Annotated in this window: 17 protein-coding genes; 9 read left to right on the top strand and 8 right to left on the bottom strand. The window is 66.9% G+C overall.

The features are described from left to right. Positions 1–103 precede the first annotated feature (103 nt). Positions 104–1,360: a hypothetical protein gene (locus AC1DIP_RS09610; protein WP_477733591.1), complete on the bottom strand. Its 1,257-nt coding sequence runs from the start codon at positions 1,358–1,360 to the stop codon at positions 104–106. A 279-nt stretch (positions 1,361–1,639) separates the two neighbouring features. Here AC1DIP_RS09610 and AC1DIP_RS09605 point away from each other — a divergent pair, with 279 nt between their 5' ends. The 8 genes from AC1DIP_RS09605 to AC1DIP_RS09570 all read left to right on the top strand — a co-directional run bounded on the left by AC1DIP_RS09605 (position 1,640) and on the right by AC1DIP_RS09570 (position 8,161). Then, positions 1,640–1,840 (top strand): hypothetical protein, encoded by a 201-nt coding sequence (locus AC1DIP_RS09605; RefSeq protein WP_476208094.1) that lies wholly within the window; start codon positions 1,640–1,642, stop codon positions 1,838–1,840. Between the two features lie 72 nt (positions 1,841–1,912). Next, on the top strand, positions 1,913–3,022 hold the full coding sequence (locus AC1DIP_RS09600) for a WD40/YVTN/BNR-like repeat-containing protein (RefSeq protein WP_476208092.1): 1,110 nt from the start codon (positions 1,913–1,915) through the stop codon (positions 3,020–3,022). Further along, complete coding sequence (locus AC1DIP_RS09595) at positions 3,015–3,302, top strand: MoaD/ThiS family protein (RefSeq protein ID WP_477733590.1); 288 nt, start codon at positions 3,015–3,017, stop codon at positions 3,300–3,302. The genes AC1DIP_RS09600 and AC1DIP_RS09595 overlap by 8 nt, the downstream gene beginning before the upstream one ends. 134 nt (positions 3,303–3,436) lie before the next feature. Then, on the top strand, positions 3,437–4,219 hold the full coding sequence (locus tag AC1DIP_RS09590; protein ID WP_476208090.1) for an ATP-binding cassette domain-containing protein: 783 nt from the start codon (positions 3,437–3,439) through the stop codon (positions 4,217–4,219). Further along, positions 4,206–4,916: an ATP-binding cassette domain-containing protein gene (locus tag AC1DIP_RS09585; protein WP_476208088.1), complete on the top strand. Its 711-nt coding sequence runs from the start codon at positions 4,206–4,208 to the stop codon at positions 4,914–4,916. The genes AC1DIP_RS09590 and AC1DIP_RS09585 overlap by 14 nt, the downstream gene beginning before the upstream one ends. Before the next feature lie 4 nt (positions 4,917–4,920). Then, the gene (locus tag AC1DIP_RS09580; RefSeq protein WP_476208086.1) at positions 4,921–5,802 is read left to right on the top strand and encodes an ABC transporter permease subunit; all 882 of its coding nucleotides are present in this window, start codon (positions 4,921–4,923) and stop codon (positions 5,800–5,802) included. Continuing rightward, positions 5,802–6,905, top strand: coding sequence for an ABC transporter permease subunit (locus AC1DIP_RS09575; protein WP_476208085.1), 1,104 nt, complete (start codon positions 5,802–5,804; stop codon positions 6,903–6,905). The genes AC1DIP_RS09580 and AC1DIP_RS09575 overlap by 1 nt, the downstream gene beginning before the upstream one ends. Before the next feature lie 2 nt (positions 6,906–6,907). After that, the gene (locus AC1DIP_RS09570; protein ID WP_476208083.1) at positions 6,908–8,161 is read left to right on the top strand and encodes an ABC transporter substrate-binding protein; all 1,254 of its coding nucleotides are present in this window, start codon (positions 6,908–6,910) and stop codon (positions 8,159–8,161) included. A gap of 16 nt (positions 8,162–8,177) precedes the next feature. Here the strand turns inward: AC1DIP_RS09570 and AC1DIP_RS09565 are convergent, their stop codons facing one another. The 7 genes from AC1DIP_RS09565 to AC1DIP_RS09535 form a co-directional block, all read right to left on the bottom strand. Beyond that, positions 8,178–8,798, bottom strand: coding sequence for a PadR family transcriptional regulator (locus AC1DIP_RS09565; RefSeq protein ID WP_477733589.1), 621 nt, complete (start codon positions 8,796–8,798; stop codon positions 8,178–8,180). Between the two features lie 69 nt (positions 8,799–8,867). Then, entirely contained in the window at positions 8,868–10,280 is a 1,413-nt protein-coding gene (gene ligM / locus AC1DIP_RS09560; protein ID WP_477733588.1) for a vanillate/3-O-methylgallate O-demethylase, read from the bottom strand. Between the two features lie 39 nt (positions 10,281–10,319). Then, positions 10,320–11,192, bottom strand: a complete 873-nt coding sequence (gene purU, locus AC1DIP_RS09555; protein ID WP_476208077.1) for a formyltetrahydrofolate deformylase — start codon at positions 11,190–11,192, stop codon at positions 10,320–10,322. A gap of 11 nt (positions 11,193–11,203) precedes the next feature. Then, entirely contained in the window at positions 11,204–12,097 is an 894-nt protein-coding gene (locus AC1DIP_RS09550; protein ID WP_476208076.1) for a methylenetetrahydrofolate reductase, read from the bottom strand. A 112-nt stretch (positions 12,098–12,209) separates the two neighbouring features. Next, positions 12,210–13,700: an aldehyde dehydrogenase family protein gene (locus AC1DIP_RS09545; protein ID WP_476208074.1), complete on the bottom strand. Its 1,491-nt coding sequence runs from the start codon at positions 13,698–13,700 to the stop codon at positions 12,210–12,212. Between the two features lie 46 nt (positions 13,701–13,746). After that, positions 13,747–14,712: a VOC family protein gene (locus AC1DIP_RS09540; protein WP_476208073.1), complete on the bottom strand. Its 966-nt coding sequence runs from the start codon at positions 14,710–14,712 to the stop codon at positions 13,747–13,749. Between the two features lie 37 nt (positions 14,713–14,749). Further along, a complete protein-coding gene (locus AC1DIP_RS09535; protein ID WP_477733587.1) occupies positions 14,750–15,847 on the bottom strand; it encodes a 4-oxalomesaconate tautomerase in 1,098 nt (365 codons plus the stop codon). A 206-nt stretch (positions 15,848–16,053) separates the two neighbouring features. Between AC1DIP_RS09535 and AC1DIP_RS09530 the strand changes: the two genes are divergently transcribed. Continuing rightward, complete coding sequence (locus AC1DIP_RS09530) at positions 16,054–17,403, top strand: aminomethyl transferase family protein (RefSeq protein WP_477733586.1); 1,350 nt, start codon at positions 16,054–16,056, stop codon at positions 17,401–17,403. Positions 17,404–17,421 lie beyond the last annotated feature (18 nt).

The raw sequence follows: 17,421 nt of genomic DNA, 5'->3' as shown, positions 1-17,421 counted from the left end.
ACACTTCCTCACGGGTGGTCGGTGGAAAGGAAGGAAGGCGCCCTGCCGGGCACTGGCAGGGCGCCTTCCTTGTCTGTAAGCCACCAGGGTGGCGGATTGTGGGCTAGCGGGTGATGTGCAGTGGACGTGGCCGACGGCGTAAACCCACGAGCGCTCCTGCGGCAGCCAGTGCTCCGAGGCCCGCAAGCCAGCCGGGTGTGCTGTCAGCCGCCACGGCTGTCTGGGCGTTGTAGCCCTGGTTGGTTCCCACACTGACGGGGGCTGCGGCGGGAGCAGCCTTAGGGGCTGCCTTGGGGGCGGCCGCCTGGGTCAAAGTCGCCGAGACGTTGGTGTTGTCGGTGCCTCCGCCGCCGCCGGTGTTGCCGCCGCCGTTGTTGGTTCCGCCGTTGCCGCCGCCGGTGTTGCCGCCGGCGTTGCCGCCGCCGTTGTTGGTTCCGCCGTTGCCGCCGCCGGTGTTGCCGCCGGTGTTGCCGCCGTTGTCGGTGCCTCCGCCGCCGGTGTTGCCGCCGTTGTCGGTGCCTCCGCCGCCGGTGTTGCCGCCGCCGTTGCCGTTGCCGTTGCCGCCGCCGTTGTTGGATCCGCCGTTGCCGTTGCCGCCGCCGTTGTTGGTTCCGCCGTTGCCGCCGCCGTTGTTGGTTCCGCCGTTGCCGCCGCCGCCGTTGCCGCCAGCGTTGCCGCCGCCGGTGTTGCCGCCGCCGTTGTTGGTTCCGCCGTTGCCGTTGCCGCCGCCGTTRTTGGATCCGCCGTTGCCGTTGCCGCCAGCGTTGCCGCCGCCGGTGTTGCCGCCGTTGTCGGTGCCTCCGCCGCCGGTGTCGGTGCCGCCTCCGCCGGTGTTGCCGCCGCCGTTGGATCCGCCGTTGCCGTTGCCGTTGCCGTTGCCGCCGCCGTTGTTGGATCCGCCGTTGCCGTTGCCGCCGCCGTTGTTGGATCCGCCGTTGCCGTTGCCGTTGCCGCCGCCGTTGTTGGTTCCGCCGTTGCCGTTGCCGCCGCCGTTGTTGGTTCCGCCGTTGCCGTTGCCGCCGCCGTTGTTGGTTCCGCCGTTGCCGCCGGCGTTGCCGCCGCCGTTGTTGGTTCCGCCGTTGCCGCCGGCGTTGCCGCCGCCGTTGTTGGTTCCGCCGTTGCCGTTGCCGCCGCCGTTGTTGGTTCCGCCGTTGCCGCCGCCGTTGTCGGTGCCTCCGCCGGCGTTGTTGGTCCCGCCGTTGCCGTTCCCGCCTGCGCTGTTGACATTGAATTCCAGCGGTATCAGGGTGCTTCCGCCAGGCTGGCTGACTACCACTGGGGCGGAAGCGGCGATGGCAGGTGCTGTGAGGCTCATAAGGCCAAGCCCCACCGCCCCAAATGTGGCTAAGGTGCGTTTCATGTCTTCTCCCCATGTCTGTTCGTGAAACGGACCATGGCGGGGACGGCCAGCGGTTTCGCCGTATGCCCCAGCAGCACGGTCAGCTTGCTATGAGATTTCAGGCTAGGGACGCCGGCCGGGCCAGTCGCCAGTAGGGGGTACTCGTCTTTTCCGGGGGCTGGCGGCCCAAGTTACCTGCCAGTACCCTAAAGCCGGCCCACGCCACCTGCTTCCGCCACGGGCCCTTGTCCGCCGCTGGGGCCGGGCCTACCGTTTTAACTGAAGCAGGGAGGGGGAATCGTGGAAATCTACATGTGGTGGCTGGACCTGGACCTGGCCAGCAAAGAGTGGCTGCGGCAGAACCTCCGCACGCTGGAGTTGCCGCTTCCGGTGCTCCAGGGGATCGCGGAGGCGGGCGGTCCGCACCCCGGCAACCCCGCTGCTGTACTGACCGCCGCGGACTGGGACTTCATCGAGACCCAGTCGGAATTCGTGGACTAACCCCCGACCGCCGGCAGTTCGGGAGCTGAAGGGGGCCTGTACCCGTTGCGCCTTGGCCACTGCGGTGGTTGCATGGTCCGCATGGCAACGGCGGCAGAATCCTTCATCCTGGCAATCGGCACCAAGAAAGGCCTGTGGCTCGCCACGAGCCGCGACCGGCAGGAGTGGTCCTTTACCGGCCCCCATTTCTTCATGGCCGAAATCCCCAGCATCGGAATCGATACCCGGGAAGGCCGCACCAGGATCCTGGTGGGAGTCCGCAGCCCGCACTGGGGACCGACCGTTGCACACTCCGATGACCTCGGTGCCACCTGGTCCGAACCGGAGCAGGGCGCCATCACCTTTCCCGGCGACACCGGCGCCGCCCTGGAGCGCGTATGGCAGATCTACCCGGACGCCGAATCCCGGCCCGGGGTGGTATGGGCCGGAGCGGAGCCCATCTCCGTGTGGAAATCGACCGACGGCGGCGAGCACTTCGAGTTGAACCGGGGCCTGTGGGACCACCCGCACCGCAGTGAGTGGGGAGCAGGCTACGGCGGTGCGGCGGCACATTCGATCGTGGTGGACCCCGCCGGCGAAACCGTGCACGTGGCCATGAGTACCGGCGGTGTGTACCGCTCAGTGGACGGTGGGTCGTCCTGGGAAGCGCGCAACAAGGGCATCTCGGCCTACTTCATGCCGGACCCCAACCCGGAGTTCGGCCAGTGCGTGCACAAGATTGCCGCGGACGCCGCCGTCGAAGGACGCCTCTACGCACAGAACCACCACGGGGTCTACCGGACCGATGACAATGCCGACAGCTGGAACTCCATCGCCGACGGCCTGCCGGCCGACTTCGGCTTCGTGATGCTGACGCATCCGCGCCGGGACGGCACCGCCTGGGTGGTGCCGCTGAAGGCCGACGGCGAACGCATCCCTCCGGACGGAAGGCTCGCCGTCCACCGCACCAACGACGCCGGGAACACCTGGACGCGGCTCAGCGCCGGACTCCCCGAGCAGGAATACAACAGCGTGCTCAGGGATGCCGCATCGGTGGACACGGCGGAACCGGCCGGGGTCTACTTCGGCACGCGGGGCGGGACCGTCTACGCGAGTGCTGACGAGGGGGAGTCGTTCATGGAAGTAGCGTCCCACCTGCCGGACGTCCTCTGCGTCCGGGCGGCAGTGGTGGCCGGTGGCTGAGATTTCGCTGCTGTTGCCCAGCGTCCTGCAGCCCCTGGCCGGCGGGCAGTCCGTGCTGTCCACACCGGCCGACGGGCCCGTAACGATACGCCGCCTGCTCGATGCCGTGGCCGCAGACCATGCCGTGCTGGGACGCAGGCTCCGGGACGAGACCGGGGCGCTGCGCAGATTCGTCAACATCTATGTCGACGGCGACGAGGTGCGGCGGCTGCAGGGCCTGGAAACCGAGGTGGTGCCAGGCCAGGAAGTGCTGGTCATCCAGTCTGTTGCGGGCGGCTGAGAGGCGGCTGGAGTCCAAGGCGCAAGCCGAGTGCAAAATCGTTGACAATTTCGTCCGCGATCCGTACCGTCGGTTTCGTGCAGTGGTGATCAACTGCACCCATTCCTAGCGATGATGCGACAGGAAGGTACAGGGTGGCCGCGAGCCTGAGCCTCAAGGACGTCAGCCTGCACTTCGGCGGGGTCAAGGTGCTGCAGGACGTCAGTTTCGACGTCGAGCCCGGCGTGATCTTCGGCCTTGTGGGTCCGAACGGTGCCGGAAAGACCTCCCTGTTCAACTGCATCAGCGGCCACTACAGGCCAAGCTCCGGTTCGATTTCCATCGACGGAAACGAGGTGTCCGGCAGCGCCCCGTCGCGGATGGCACGCCTTGGACTCGCCCGCACCTTCCAGCATCCGGCGCTCCAGTTAAACGCCACGGTCCTGCAGAACGTGCTTCTCGGCGGCCACACGCGGCTGCCCGGCGGCCCGGTCTCGTGGGCGCTGCGGATGCCGTACACCCTCCGTGCCGAGCGCGCCGTCCGCGCCGAGGCGCTCGACCTCCTTGCCAACGCCGGGCTGGGATGGGCGGCGGACGTGCCCGCCGACGAACTGTCCCACGGGCTCCATAAGGGCGTTGAGCTGTGGCGGGCTCTGCTTTCCAGGCCCTCGTTGCTCCTTCTCGATGAACCGGCAGCGGGTCTGTCGCACGGGGAGGTTGAACAGCTCATCGCCACCGTGAAGCGTCTCCGCGCCGAGCAGGACCTCACCATCATCATCGTGGAGCACCACATGGGACTTATTTCGGCGCTGACGGACCAGGTAGTGGTCCTGGACCACGGGCGGAAACTGATGTCGGGAACCGCGGCGGAGGCCCAATCCGACCCCCGCGTCATTGAGGCCTACATCGGAAAGGACGCTGCGGATGACGCTGCTTGAACTTACCGGCGTCACAGCGTCGTACGGCCCCGTGCAGGTCCTGGAGGGAGTCTCCCTCAGCGTCCCGGAGGGCGGATCCGTAGGCATCCTGGGCGCGAACGGGGCAGGCAAAACCACCACGCTCCGGGCCATCAGCGGCAGCGTCCGGACCGGCGGCAGCATCAGGTTCGATGGCCGGGACATCAGGGGCCTCCGGCCGGACCAGGTGGCAGCACTGGGCATAGCGCACGTACCCGAAGGCCGCGGCACCCTGGGCCAGCTGAGCGTGCGGGAGAACCTGATGGTGGGCTCCTACCTGCGCAAGGACCGGAAGGCCATCGCCGGCGACATCGACTACTGCCTGGACCTGTTTCCGCAACTGCAGGACAGGGTTGGCTCGCGGGCAGCGGCACTTTCGGGCGGCGAACAACAAATGCTCGCGGTTGGCCGCGCCTTCATGGCCAAACCCAAACTGTTGCTCCTGGACGAAGCCTCGCTGGGGCTGGCGCCGAGCACCGCCAAGACGGTCTACCAGGCCATCCGGCGGCTGCGGCTCGAATCCGGGATCGCCATGCTGGTGGTGGAACAGAATGCGAACCTCGCATTCTCCCTGGTGGACACCGCTACCGTCCTGGAAACGGGCCGGAACGTCCTCACCGGAACCTCGGCCGAACTCAAGGGCATGGACGAAATCCGCCGCGCCTACCTGGGGGGCTGAGCGTATGGGAACCTTCATCCAACTCGTCGTCGACGGCCTCGCCACCGGCTCCATCTACGCGGCCCTGGCCCTGGCCATCGTGCTGGTGAACCAGGCCACCGGCCTGATCAACTTCGCGCAGGGCGGCATGGCGGTGCTGTCCGCCTACATCGCCTACGTGTTCGTGCAGCTCGGCCTGCCGCTCATCCTGGCCATCATCATTGCCATTTTCCTGTCCTTCCTCTTCGGCGCACTGGTGGAACGCTTCCTGATCCGGCGGTTTGAGCGGGGAGATCCGGACACCGCAGTGGTGGTGACCATCGGCCTGCTCACCCTGGTGACCGGCATCTGCGCAGTCCTTTGGGGCTACAACAACCTGGGGTTCCCGTCACTCTTCCCGCTGACCAGCGTTGAAATCCTCGGGGCCGTCGTCAGCGTCAGGTCCCTTGCCACCGCCGTGACCATCGTTGTGATCATGGTGGTCCTGCAACTGCTCTTCCTGCGCACCAAGCTGGGACTGGCCCTTCGCGCCGTTGCCGACAACCCGGCGTCGGCCGCTTTTTCCGGCCTGCCGGTGGGCCGCCTGCTCATGGTCGGATGGGGACTTGCCGCCACCCTGGGGGCGATTGCCGGCGTCCTGGTGGCTCCGCAGCTGACCTTGACGCCCGGGATGCTGGACACCGCCCTGGTCTACGCGCTCGCCGCCGTGATCCTCGGCGGCCTGACCAGTCCCATCGGCTGCGTGGTGGCGGCATCCGCAATCGGTGTGCTGGAAAACCTGGTGGCCGTCTACGTGCCCTTCATTGGCCACGACCTCAAAATCGCCGTGCCGTTCGCGCTGATCTTCGTCATCCTCATCGTCCGTCCCCAGGGCCTGTTCGGCAGAAAGGTCGTGGTGAGGGTCTGATGAACGCCGTTGCCGCCGCTGCACGCAAGCCATGGGTCCGGATACTGCTCGCCGCCGTCGTGGCCTTAGTGCTGATCGTGGCCCCGTTGGCCCTGCCGGCCTTTGCGAACCAGACGCTGGTCCGTATCGGCGTCTATGCGGTGGCGGTGCTCGGGCTGAACATCGTCATGGGCTATACCGGCCAGGTCAACCTGGGGCAGATCTTCTTCGTGGGGCTGGGCGCGTATGTCACCGCCTACGGCGTCAACCATGGCTGGAACATCCTGCTGGTGTTCGTCGCGGCGTGCGCCGTGGCCGGTGTGGTGGGGCTCCTGGTGGCGCTCGCGGCCGCACGCCTGGGTGGCCTGGCCATCGCGATGGTCACCATCGCCCTGCCCATCGTCGGGGTACCCCTGGCCAAGCGCCTTTCCGAATTCACCGGCGGCTCGCAGGGAATCTCCGCACGGTTCACGGATGCCCCGGACTGGTCCGGGCTGGACAACGACCAGTGGCAGTTCTACATCGTCCTGGTGGTGGCGGCCGCGGCCTTCCTGCTGGCGCGGAGCCTGGTCCGGGGCAAGTACGGGCGGGCGTTCGCGGCCGTCCGGGAAAACGAGGCTGTGGCCGCCTCCATGGGCATTTCCCCCTACCGGACCAAGGTGCTTGCCTTCACCATCGCCTCCATCTTCGGCGGTGCCAGCGGTTTCCTGTACCTCGCCGCCGTACAGTACACCTCGCCTGAGACCCTCAGCTTCGGCCACTCCATCAGCCTCCTGGCCGCAATGGTGATCGGCGGTTCGGGAAGCATTGCCGGGTCCCTCCTTGGCGGTGCCTACTACGTCTTCGTCCCGCAGTTGACTAACGCCATAGATCCCAACCTCACCACCGTCAGCCAGGGCGCCCTCCTTCTCGCGGTGCTGTTCCTGCTGCCCGGCGGCCTGGTGAGCGTGCCCCGGGTGATGCGCCGGCTGGCCCGCCGGACCGGCGCCGGCCGCTCCACGGGCCGGCGGTCCTCCGCCGGCCCAACCCGGGAGACTTCCCAGCAGACCGCTCCAGCGCACCGTCCGGTACCGGACGATGCGCCGGAGGGACATGAACAAACAGAGAGGCAAGATGGACCATGAACATGAGAAAGAAGCCCGGCGGGGTCCTTGGCATCGTTGCCGTGACAGCCGCCCTCGCGCTCTCCCTGTCCGGCTGCAGGGGCGATAGCGGCGGCCAGGGCGGCGGGGGTTCTGCGTCCTCACCCGGGATCACGGACTCGGCGATCACGCTTGGCATCACCACCCCCCTCAGCGGTGCCACCGCCGGGCCGGGCAAGTGCACGGTAGCCGGGGTCTCGGCCTACTTCGGTGCCGCCAACGCCGCCGGCGGCGTGAAGTTTGGCGACGGCAAGACGCGCACCGTGAACATCAAGTCCTACGACGACGCCTACGATCCGCAAAAGTCGCTGGCCAACTTCCAGCAGATGGTGTCGGACAACGTCTTTGCCGCCACGGCCGGCCTGGGCACACCCACCAACCGTGCTTTCCGCGACGCCGCGATCAGCCAGAAAGTCCCGCAGGTGCTGGTGATGACCGGCGACCCGCTCTTCAGCGACCGGAAGCAGAGCCCGTGGCAGCTGGGCTTCGTGCCCGTCTACCAGAATGAGGGGGCCGCCTTCGGCAAGCTCCTGGCGAAGTCGGGCGCGCAGCACAAGGTGGCCATCCTGTCGCAGAATGATGACTACGGCAAGGGCTACGTGGCCGGTTTCAAGGAAGCCATCCAGGGAGCATCCAACATTTCGGTGGTGGGGGAGCAGACCTACGAGGCCACCGACACGTCCGTGGATGCCCAGCTCACCCAGCTGGCCTCCTCCGGGGCGGACGTTTTCTTCAACGCCATGTCCATCACGCCGCTGACCATCGCCTCGTTGCAGAAGGCGCAGCAGATCGGCTGGAAGCCCAGTTGGTTCCTGCCCTCCAATACGTCCAGCCCCACTGCGATCCTTGAGCCCGGCGGCGGCGCCGCCTACCCCGGCATCTACTCGGTGTCCTTCGCGAAGGCGCCGCAGAGCCCGGCATTCGCCCAGGACCCCGACGTCGTGAAATTCCTTGATGAACTCAAGAAGTACGGGAACTACCCGGACATGCCGGCCTTCCCGCACTGCATGTGGAGCTACATGGTGGGCGCCACCCTTGAGAAGGCGTTCCAGAACATGAAGGAACCCACCCGGGACAGCTTCATGACCGCGCTGCGGGACATCAAGGACCTCAAGGCGCCGCTGATGCTGGAAGGTACGTCGGTCAACACTACGGTGGACGGCCAGCCAGCAGTGTCCTCGGTGGTGGTGCAGAAGTACAACGGCAAGGGTTACGCAACGGCCGAGAACTTTGGCTGACTAGGGCGGGTTTCCGCTAAGCGCGGGCGGCGCTCGGCTCCGGCCGGGCGCCGCCCCCGGATTCCAGGGCGTCCACCAGTTCAAGCCCGCGCCGGGCCCACGCGATCTCCACGAGGGCCCGGTCCACCAGGCCCTCGTAGGTGAACCTCTTAAAAGCGATGGTCCGTTCACGGTCGGCCGGATCCGTCACGGCCAGGCGGCGCACCAGCATTGGGTTGTCCACCTGGTCGATGCGCTGGAGTTCACCTTCCCATTGGGCGAGTTCGGACTCCCACTGGTCCTTGTGCCGGCGGAAGAACGCCCGGGCGGCTTCCGGCGACGCCGCTTCAAGGTAGGCGGCCCGCAGGTGGGCAGGGTCGCGGACCCGGGCGTACTCCAGGGGGGTCTGCATCCAATCGAGGAAGGCCTGGTTACCGGTATCCGTCACGTGGTACAGCCGCCGGGTGGCGCGCTGGCCCCGGGGCTGCTCCTCACCTTCGATGAGGTTTTCCGCCTCCATCTTGCGCAGCTCGGGGTAGATCTGCGAGTCGGGGGCGTGCCACACGTGCCCCACAGACATGGAGAACTGCTTCTGCAGTTCGTAGCCTGACAGCGGGCCCACGCGCAGCAGCGCAAGCAGCGCGTACCGAAGGCTCATGCGGTACTCCTCCAAGGGCTCAAGGAAGGTGCGGGGGCGCACTCGCCCCCGCACTCCGGGGTCCCCAGCCTAGGCCGACTGGTAGTTCGTCCGCCACCCGCCGTGGTACGTGGCGCGGGCCACGGTGGAGTAGGGCACGGGGCTGACCACGGCCCGCACCTCGGTCTGCGCATGGGGTTCGACGGCGGCCTTGGCAGTGCCGCCGTTGGGCTCACCCCACACGACCTTCAGTTCCGTGCCCTCGGGGACGTTGGGATCAATCGTTGCGAGCGAGAGGGCGCGGCGTTCGTTGGCGCTGTAGCCGGTGAACATCGAGTAGCCCACCACGGTCCCGTCGGCGTCCACTACGGAGTCATAGTTGGCCGAGCCGTAGTTTGCCAGGGGCAGGTCGAAGAACTTGTAGCTGGGGCCGTCCACGTTGAACAGCGACGCGAAGATGGAGGTGACATCTTCGGCATCCCAGGCCAGGGTGACTTTCTTGCGCTGGGCGGCGGGGTCCATCTTCTGGAGTGCGTCCCGACCGATGAAGTCGTGGTCGAACTTCACGAACGAGCCGTAGCCCAGCTCCCACGGGGTCAGGTAGTAGTCCTCGATGTTCCCGGACACGAAGGATCCCGCCAGGGTCCCGGTGGCTTCGTAGCCATCTGCCGGCAGCCATTCACGGTAACCGCGCTCCGCTTCGCCGGTGTAGATGGCCGGAAGTGGAGACGGGATCCACCCCGATTCAAGCGTGTTGGACGGGTACGCCCGGGAGCCGACGGGGACCAGCCCGAACTCGGCTCCGGCGTCCACGATCGCGTCACGGATGCGGTCATGGTCCGCGTACGGTCCCCACACCTCCAGTCCCGGTGCGCCGGCCATGCCGTGCCGCAGGGTACGGACGGTGGTGCCGGCAATGGTCATGGTGGACATGTTGAAGAACTTGAGCTGCTCCAGGGTTCCGCCGTTGAGTTTTTCGATCACCTGCCAGGCGTTGGGTCCCTGGATCTGGAAGCGGTAGTACTGCCGCGAGACCCCGTGGCCGTACGGCCGCGACGGTGAGCGCCGGTCCACGGTGATGTCCAGGTCCCGGTAGCCGCCGGTTTCGCCGTGGTAGAGCAGCCAGTTGGCTGCCGGGGAGCGGCCGACGTACACGTATTCGCCCTCCGCCTCGTGGAAGAGGATGCCGTCCCCGATGACATGCCCGGACTCGGTGGTGGGCACGTACTGCTTGGCCTTGTTCACCGGGAACACGGCGGTGGAGTTGATGGCGGTGGCCGTGATCAGCTTGATGGCGTCCGGGCCCTTCAAGAACAGGTTGTCCATGTGGTGGGACTGGTCGTACAGCACTGCCGTCTGCCGCCAGGCGGTCTGCTCCTTGATCCAGTTCTGGAAGTCTGCCGGCACCACCGGGTAGATGTAGGAGCCAATCTGGGAGTTGCGGAGGAGGTCCACGGCCCCTTTCGACGCGTCGAGGACTTCCTGCAGGTTTTTCGGTGCCACGTTGAACCTCTTGTTCTGTATCGGATTGTTGGTGGGTCGTTAGAAGACGATGGTCTGGTTGCCGTGCCGGATGACCCGGTCTTCGGCATGCCACTGGACGGCGCGGGAGAGCACTGCGCGTTCCACGTAGGCGCCCCGCGCCTGCAGGTCCAGCGCTGAATGGGCGTGCGTCACCCGGGCCACGTCCTGTTCGATGATCGGCCCCTCGTCCAGGTCCTTGGTCACGTAGTGCGAGGTGGCGCCAATCAGCTTGACGCCCCGGTCCTTCGCCTTGCGGTAGGGCGCGGCGCCCACGAACGCAGGTAGGAAGGAGTGGTGGATGTTGATCAGCGGCACGGAAACCGCGTCCAGGAATCCGGGGGACAGGATCTGCATGTACCGGGCCAGCACCACGAAGTCCACGTTCCCTTCCAGCAGCTTCAGGATCTGGGCCTCGGCCGCGGCCTTGTCCGTCCCGGCGGAGGGGACGTGGAAGAACGGGACGCCAAAGGACCGCACGTCCTCCGCCGTGTTGGTGTGGTTTGAGATCACCATGGGGATGGTCACCGGCAGTTCACCCCTCCGGTGCCGCCACAGGAGTTCGAGCAGGCAGTGGTCTGAGGTGGATACCAGGATGGCCATGCGCTTGGGGATGGAGCGGTCGGTCAGCGTCCAGGCGAGCCCCAGTGGCGTGAGCGTCCCGGCGAGGTCGGCCTCGATCTCGGGCATCGCGGCGGACAGGTCCGGCCGGTTGAAGACCACCCGCTGGAAGAAATCACCCGACGAAGGATCACTGGAGTACTGGTCCAGGGACACGATGTTTCCCCTGTTGCGGGTCACCAGGGCGGCCACCGCAGCCACGATGCCCGGCCGGTCCGGCCCGTAGACGATCAGGCAGGACTGGTCCTTGCGGGATTCGGTGTGCAGGACCATGGCTTGCCGCCCTAGCCCTCTTCGGTGAAGTGCCGGACCCAGTTGGCCGTGGCCAGCAGGCCGCCAAAGGTGTAGAAGTGAAGCCCCACCTGCGCCGGGAGGTGGTGGTCCTGCCCTGGTGCGCGGTCTGCCAGTACGGCGGCCAGATCGTTGACGAACCGGTCCGGGCCGGCGTCACCCATCAGGTTGGTCAGCGAGAAGCCGTATTTCTTCACGATCATGGCGTTGGCTCCCACCCCGAAGCGGCGTGCGAAACCGAGGAGCCGCTTGACTCCGGCCGGGCCCGGCGTGCCCACGCGGATGGGAGCCTGGATGCCCCTGGCCCGGACCTCGTCGATCCACGCGGCAACCGGCGCGGTGTCGAAGGCGAACTGCGTGATGATGGAGGCCTCGAGGCCCTGCGCGGAAAGGGCTGCGGACTTGTCCTCCAAGGCACGCCAAAGGTCTTCCTTCCGGATGTCCGGATGGCCTTCCGGATATCCGCCGATTCCCACTTCCCGGACCCCGTACTGCTGCAGGAGGCCGGTGTTCACCAAGGCCAGGGAGTCACCGTACGGGCCCTCCGGTTCTGCGGGGTCGCCGCCCACCACGAACAGATGATCGGCGGCGTCCACCTCCCGCAGCCGCCGGAGGAATTCCTCCAGGTCCCCCTTCGAGGCCAGCCGGCGCGCCGAAACATGCGGTACCGGGACGAAGCCCAGGTCCCGGGCGGCCTTGGCCGCGGCCAGCCGCATCTCCAGGTCCTCGTTGCCGAGGAAGGTGACGTTGATGCGGGTGCCCGGCGGAATGCTGTCCTTTGCCTCGATGAGGGCAGGAATGTCCTTGCCGGTCATCTCCAGCGAGAAGTTCTTGATGAGTTCCAGGGATGCTGCCCGGTTGGGGGCGGGCATGGTTCGAGTCGCCATCAGGTCGTCCTTTCGGCGGATGCAGCGGTGCACCCGCCTCCAAGATTACCTATGTACATAGGTAATGTCGATAGCTATTTAGGGATACCTGCTCCCTTAATGCCCGCAGGCCCTACCCTTGTGCTGCGTCCGGTTCCAGATAAGCGATGGCGCGGGTGTCCTGGAAGGCCCGGACCCCTTCGATGCCCTGTTCCCGGCCCATGCCGGACTGCTTCATGCCGCCGAAAGGCGCCCGCAGGTCCAGCCGGGTTGCGCCGTGGTCGTTCACCCAGACGTAGCCGCAGACCAGCCTGCCGCCTACGCGGCCGGCCGCTGCCGGGTCGGCGGTCCATACCGAACCGCACAGGCCCGCCCAGGTGGCATTCGCCGCCTCCACCGCCTCGTCCTCCGTGTCGAACGGGATCAGGGGGATGACCGGCCCGAACTGTTCCTGGGTGACAACCCTCAGTGAGGGGTCCGGATCGATGACGAGTGCCGGGCGCAGGAAGTTCCCGCCGTGCAGTTCAGGGTCCGCCGGAAGGGTGCCGAACTCCCTGACATCCGCGTCCGCCTCCCTGGCCTCCTCGATGAGCTCAGCCACGAAGGCCTTCTGCACGGGGGAGTGCAGCGGACCCATGGTGGTCCCGTCGTCGAGCCCGTAGCCAATGACCGCCTTTTCCAGCCGCTGCGAGAGGCCCGCCACCACCTCGTCCAGTCGCGAACGGTGCACATAGACCCGCTTCGCGTTCATGCAGATCTGGCCGGTGGTATCGAAGATCGCGGCATAGAGCCGGTCCAGATGGGTGTCGTCAAGGACCGCGTCCGCGAGGATAACGGCGGCGTCGTTCCCGCCGAGTTCAAGCGTCACCCGGGTGAGTGACTTCGCGGCCATTTCCATGATGCGCTTGCCGCCGCCCACGCTTCCCGTGAAGCAGACCTTGGCGATATCCGGGCTGGTAATGAGCTCGGCCATGTCCGCGTCCTTGCCGGTCACCACGTTCAGCACCCCCGGCGGCAGCTTTTCGGCAATCCGCTGGACCACGCGCGTCGTCGCCAGCGGCGCCGTGGGTGGCGGCTTCACAATCGCCGTGTTCCCCGCCAGCAGCGCGTGCGGCAGCGAGGCCGCAAGGATGGCGATGGGCCAGTTGAACGGCACGATAACCGTCACCACTCCCAGGGGCTGGAAGGTGACCGAGGTGGAGACGGGAATTCCGGGCGCGGGCGGCAGCACCTTGGCGGTGTCGACGTCGGGAGCCAGTTCCAGCGCGAGGTTCCACCTGATCTCGAACACCAGCGAGTCCACCCAGGCTTCCATGCGGATCTTGCCGTTTTCCTGCGAGAGGATGGCGGCATCCTCGTCGCGGAAGTCCGCGATGCCTTCCAGTGCCTGCCGCATCCGGTCCGCGCGCTCCTGTGCACCCAGCGCTGCCCATCCGGGATAGGCCGACTTTGCCGCGGCGATGGCATCCTGGACGTCTGACGGGCCGGCAGCCGCGGCGTGGCCCACCACTGTGCCGGGCTTGCCCGGATCGGCAATGTCCATGGTGGCGGCGGCCTGGCGTTCGGCGCCTCCGATGAAGAGGCCGGTGGTCACCGGGGCTGACGTGTCCACTGTATTGGTCATGATGATGCACCTCTCTGTGCGGTACTGCCGGGATCCCTTAATTTTCTCACTGGCGGACGTTCGGCGTTCCGTGCGTATGGAACGTCTCGATGGTTTTCATGCCCCAGGCCTGCCCTTTCCGGCGCTCCTCCTGGTTCCACTCCACCACCGGCGAGTCCGGGTCCAGCAGCAGGCGGGCGCCGGCGTTGGCCAGTTCGATCCGGTTGCCGCCGGGCTCCCAGACGTAGAGGAAGAACGTCTGGTTGATGGCGTGCTTGTGTGGACCGGATTCGATGTGGATGCCGTTTTCAAGGAAGATGTCCGCGGCCTTCAGGATGTCCTCGCGGGTATCGGGGGCGAATGCCACGTGGTGGAGCCGGTTGCCGTGCTTGAGCCAGTCGTCGGAGTAGACGATGTCGTAGGACTTGTTGTTGAAGTGGAACCACCAGGCGGCGTATCCGCCGTCGTCGAGCCGGATGCGTTCACTCTCCCGCCCGCACAGCGCGTGGGCCACGAACTCCCCGTTGGCCACCACGTCCTTGGCCAGGAAGTTGATGTGGTCCAGCCGCCGGGCGTTGACGCCCCGGCCGGGGAAGGCCGAGGCCTGGTTCTTCAGGGCGGGTTTGTCGTCCGTGGCCACGTACCGCTCGGTTTCGTAATAGATGCCCATGAGGTGCCCGTCGGGGTCCCGGAAGGAGTAGGTGGGCCCGGTTCCCACCTCACCCTCTTCCCAGCCGATGCCCAGGCCGGTGGCTTCGATGGCCGCGACCCGGCGCTCCAGGGCCTCCTGGCTGGTGGTCCGGAAGGTGGTGCGCCCGACGCCGGCATCGGCCGAGGCGGTGAGCTTGAGGGTGTAGCGCTGGTATTCGTCCCAGGTGCGAAGGTAGGCGGACTTCGTGCCGCCGCTGCCGGTCTCCGCCACGACGCGCATGGCGAGCAGGTCGCGGAAGAACCACAGGCTTTCCTCGAAGACGGGGGTCAGCAGTTCCACGTTTCCCAGGTGGGCGACGTCGAACGAGGTATACCCGGTCATGAAACTGTCCTCTCTAAAGGGGGTCGTTGGGCAGGCGTCAGGGGCGCGGGCGCGGAAAGACACGTCCTTCGAAAATCTTCCGTGCCGTCCTGAGGGCGGTGGAGCGGGTCACGGTGTAGCCGTCCGGGGTGGAATCGATGGCCACTTCGACGTCGAAGTGCCCGGTGGGGTGTTCCACCCGGAAGGGTTCCCCCGGCGAAGGGAGCGCGGCCAGGTCATGGCCCACGGATCCTGCGGCCAGGACCCCGGCCGCGACGGTGAGTGCTCCCAGCACCCCGATGGAGGTGTGGACCCGGACGGGAAGGAAGCTGCGGGTGGCAATGGCGCCCCCTTCCCGTGGCGGCGTCAGCAGCACCAGCTTGGGCACGGTGGCAGCGCTGACATCGCCCATGCCCATCAGGTCCGCCGCGGCGAGGCGGATCCCGGCCAGCCGTTGTGCCAGGCCTTCATTGGCCTCGAGGGCTGCAGGGGCCTCGTTCCCGGTGATGCCCAGATCGGCGGCACGCATCAGGACGGTGGGCATTCCGTTGTCAACGCAGGTGAGGTCCACGCCCTCCGCGCGGTCCACCACGTTGCCCGTGGGGAACAGGGCGCCGGTCGAAGACCCCGCCGTGCCCTCGAAATTGAGCCGGATGGCTGCGGCCGTCCCCGGAACGCCATCGATCGCCACCGCACCGCCTGCCGCCGGGCCGCCGTGGTAATCCACCACGCCGCCGGGGGTGGCAAACCGCGCGGTGGCCATGCTGCCGGTGTTCACCATCCGGATGCGCACCTCGGTGTGGCCATCGGAGGGCTGCACCAGGCCCCGCTCCACCGCGAAGGGCCCCACGGCGGCGAGGATGTTGCCGCAGTTCTGCCGGCTGCTGACAAGTGCGGTGTCTACAGACACCTGGAGGAACAGGTAGTCCACGTCGGCGTCGGCGTCAGGAGACGGCGCGATGACGGCAACCTTGCTGGTCAAAGGGTGCGCTCCACCAAGTCCGTCCACCTGGCGGGGATCAGGGGAGCCCATGATCCGTAGCAGCAGGTCGTCGCGTTCTGCGGGGTTGGCAGGCAGGTCCGACGCCAGGAACAACGCACCCTTGGAGGTCCCGCCCCGCATCAGGAGGCAGGGGATCCCCTCTGTATCGGGCATGTGCACCCTCGCGTTCCACGGCGGGCATGGTGCCTGGGCGGCCCATGGTCAGTCCTTTCCGGCGGACAGTGCCAGAAAACCATGCTCTGGAACTTTGGTCAAGACATCCGATACAATTTTGTTAGCAATCGTGTTGGTACTGGACGTCCGGGGCTGCTCTCCGCCGTGGACCGAACGATGGAGTTCGCAGTGACAGGCATTTCGCAGTGACCGGGTCTTTGCAGGAGGCGCTGGACCAGGCGGCTTCACCGGTCCAGCTTTTACGCGATTCCCCGGCCAGCCCCCACGTTTTTCCCGTGCGGGCCGAGTTCAGCAACTGGCGCTCCGAGCAGAATTCCTGGCGTACAGCCTGTGCCCTCCTGGACCAGTCGCACCACATGACCGATCTCTTCCTCTCCGGACCGGGCGCGGAAGGGTTGCTGCGCGGGCTCGCGGTGAATTCTTTCGCGAACTTTCCGGTAGACCGTGCCAAGCAGTTCATCGCGGTAAACCATTCAGGGCAGCTCATCGGGGACGCCATTTTGGCACACCTCGACGAACAGTCCTTCAACCTGGTGGGTCACCCGATGGCCATCGACTGGGTGCAGTACCACGCCGAAACCGGAGGCCACGATGTTGAGGTCTCCCGGGACGGAAACTCGATCGTCCGCGCCGGTGACCCCCGGCTGTTCCGTTACGAGCTCCAGGGGCCAACCGCCCTGGCCCTCGTCGAAAAACTCACCGGCGCCCCTGTGCCGCAGCTCGGTTTCTTCCACATGGGGCACCTCCCCATCGCCGGATTGCAGGTCCGGGCCATCCGGCACGGCATGGCCGGGCAGCCCGGCTATGAGCTGTTCGGCCCCTGGGCAGAGGGCGAACGCGTCAGGGACGCGTTGCTGCAGGCCGGCGGGGAGTTCGGGCTGACCCAGGTGGGGGCTAAAGGCTACTCGACGGCGAACCTTGAGTCCGGGTGGGTGCCCTCGCCCGTGCCGGCGGTCTTTACGGACGAACGGTTGCGCGGCTACCGCGAATGGCTCCCGGCGTCAGCGGCCGGTTCACTCGGCGGAAGTTTCGATTCAGTGGACATCGAGGATTACTTCCTGACCCCGTACGAGCTCGGGTACGGCCGCTCCGTCGCATTCGACCACGACTTCGTGGGCCGTGAGGCGCTGGAGGCGCTCTCCCGCACAACCTCCCGCCGCAAGGTGACACTCGTCTGGAACCCGGACGACGTCCAGGACGTGATGGGTTCCCTCCTGCGTCCCGGGCTTCCCGCCAAGTACATCGACATGCCAAAGGCCCGCTACGCCCTGTTCCAGGTGGACCGGGTGCTCCAGGGTGGCGTAACGGTGGGCCAGTCCTTTGACTGCGGCTACATCGCCAACGAGCACTCCTTTGTTTCCCTGGCGGCGGTGGACGGACTGGAGGACGGCGCCGACGTCACCGTGCTCTGGGGCGAAGAGCCCAACTCCGCCAAGCTGCAGGTGGAACCCCACCGGCAGGACCCCATCCGGGCCACCGTCGCCCCCGCTCCCTTCGTGCAATACGCACGCGAGAGTTACCGCGCCACCCACTGAACTGCGCCACCCCTGAAC

It is taken from the genome of Pseudarthrobacter sp. 05T312 (assembly GCF_056396685.1).
The sequence above is the reverse complement of the archived record's forward strand: the minus strand, read 5'-3'. Positions and strand labels throughout refer to the sequence as shown.

Coding starts and splice junctions, on each gene's coding strand:
- AC1DIP_RS09585 (WP_476208088.1), top strand. CDS start 4,206: ATGACGCTGCTTGAACTTACCGGCGTCACAGCGTCGTACGGCCCCGTG.
- AC1DIP_RS09575 (WP_476208085.1), top strand. CDS start 5,802: ATGAACGCCGTTGCCGCCGCTGCACGCAAGCCATGGGTCCGGATACTG.
- AC1DIP_RS09565 (WP_477733589.1), bottom strand. CDS start 8,798: ATGAGCCTTCGGTACGCGCTGCTTGCGCTGCTGCGCGTGGGCCCGCTG.
- AC1DIP_RS09600 (WP_476208092.1), top strand. CDS start 1,913: ATGGTCCGCATGGCAACGGCGGCAGAATCCTTCATCCTGGCAATCGGC.
- AC1DIP_RS09550 (WP_476208076.1), bottom strand. CDS start 12,097: ATGGCGACTCGAACCATGCCCGCCCCCAACCGGGCAGCATCCCTGGAA.
- purU (WP_476208077.1), bottom strand. CDS start 11,192: ATGGTCCTGCACACCGAATCCCGCAAGGACCAGTCCTGCCTGATCGTC.
- AC1DIP_RS09535 (WP_477733587.1), bottom strand. CDS start 15,847: ATGCCCGATACAGAGGGGATCCCCTGCCTCCTGATGCGGGGCGGGACC.
- AC1DIP_RS09570 (WP_476208083.1), top strand. CDS start 6,908: ATGAGAAAGAAGCCCGGCGGGGTCCTTGGCATCGTTGCCGTGACAGCC.
- AC1DIP_RS09545 (WP_476208074.1), bottom strand. CDS start 13,700: ATGACCAATACAGTGGACACGTCAGCCCCGGTGACCACCGGCCTCTTC.
- AC1DIP_RS09540 (WP_476208073.1), bottom strand. CDS start 14,712: ATGACCGGGTATACCTCGTTCGACGTCGCCCACCTGGGAAACGTGGAA.
- AC1DIP_RS09580 (WP_476208086.1), top strand. CDS start 4,921: ATGGGAACCTTCATCCAACTCGTCGTCGACGGCCTCGCCACCGGCTCC.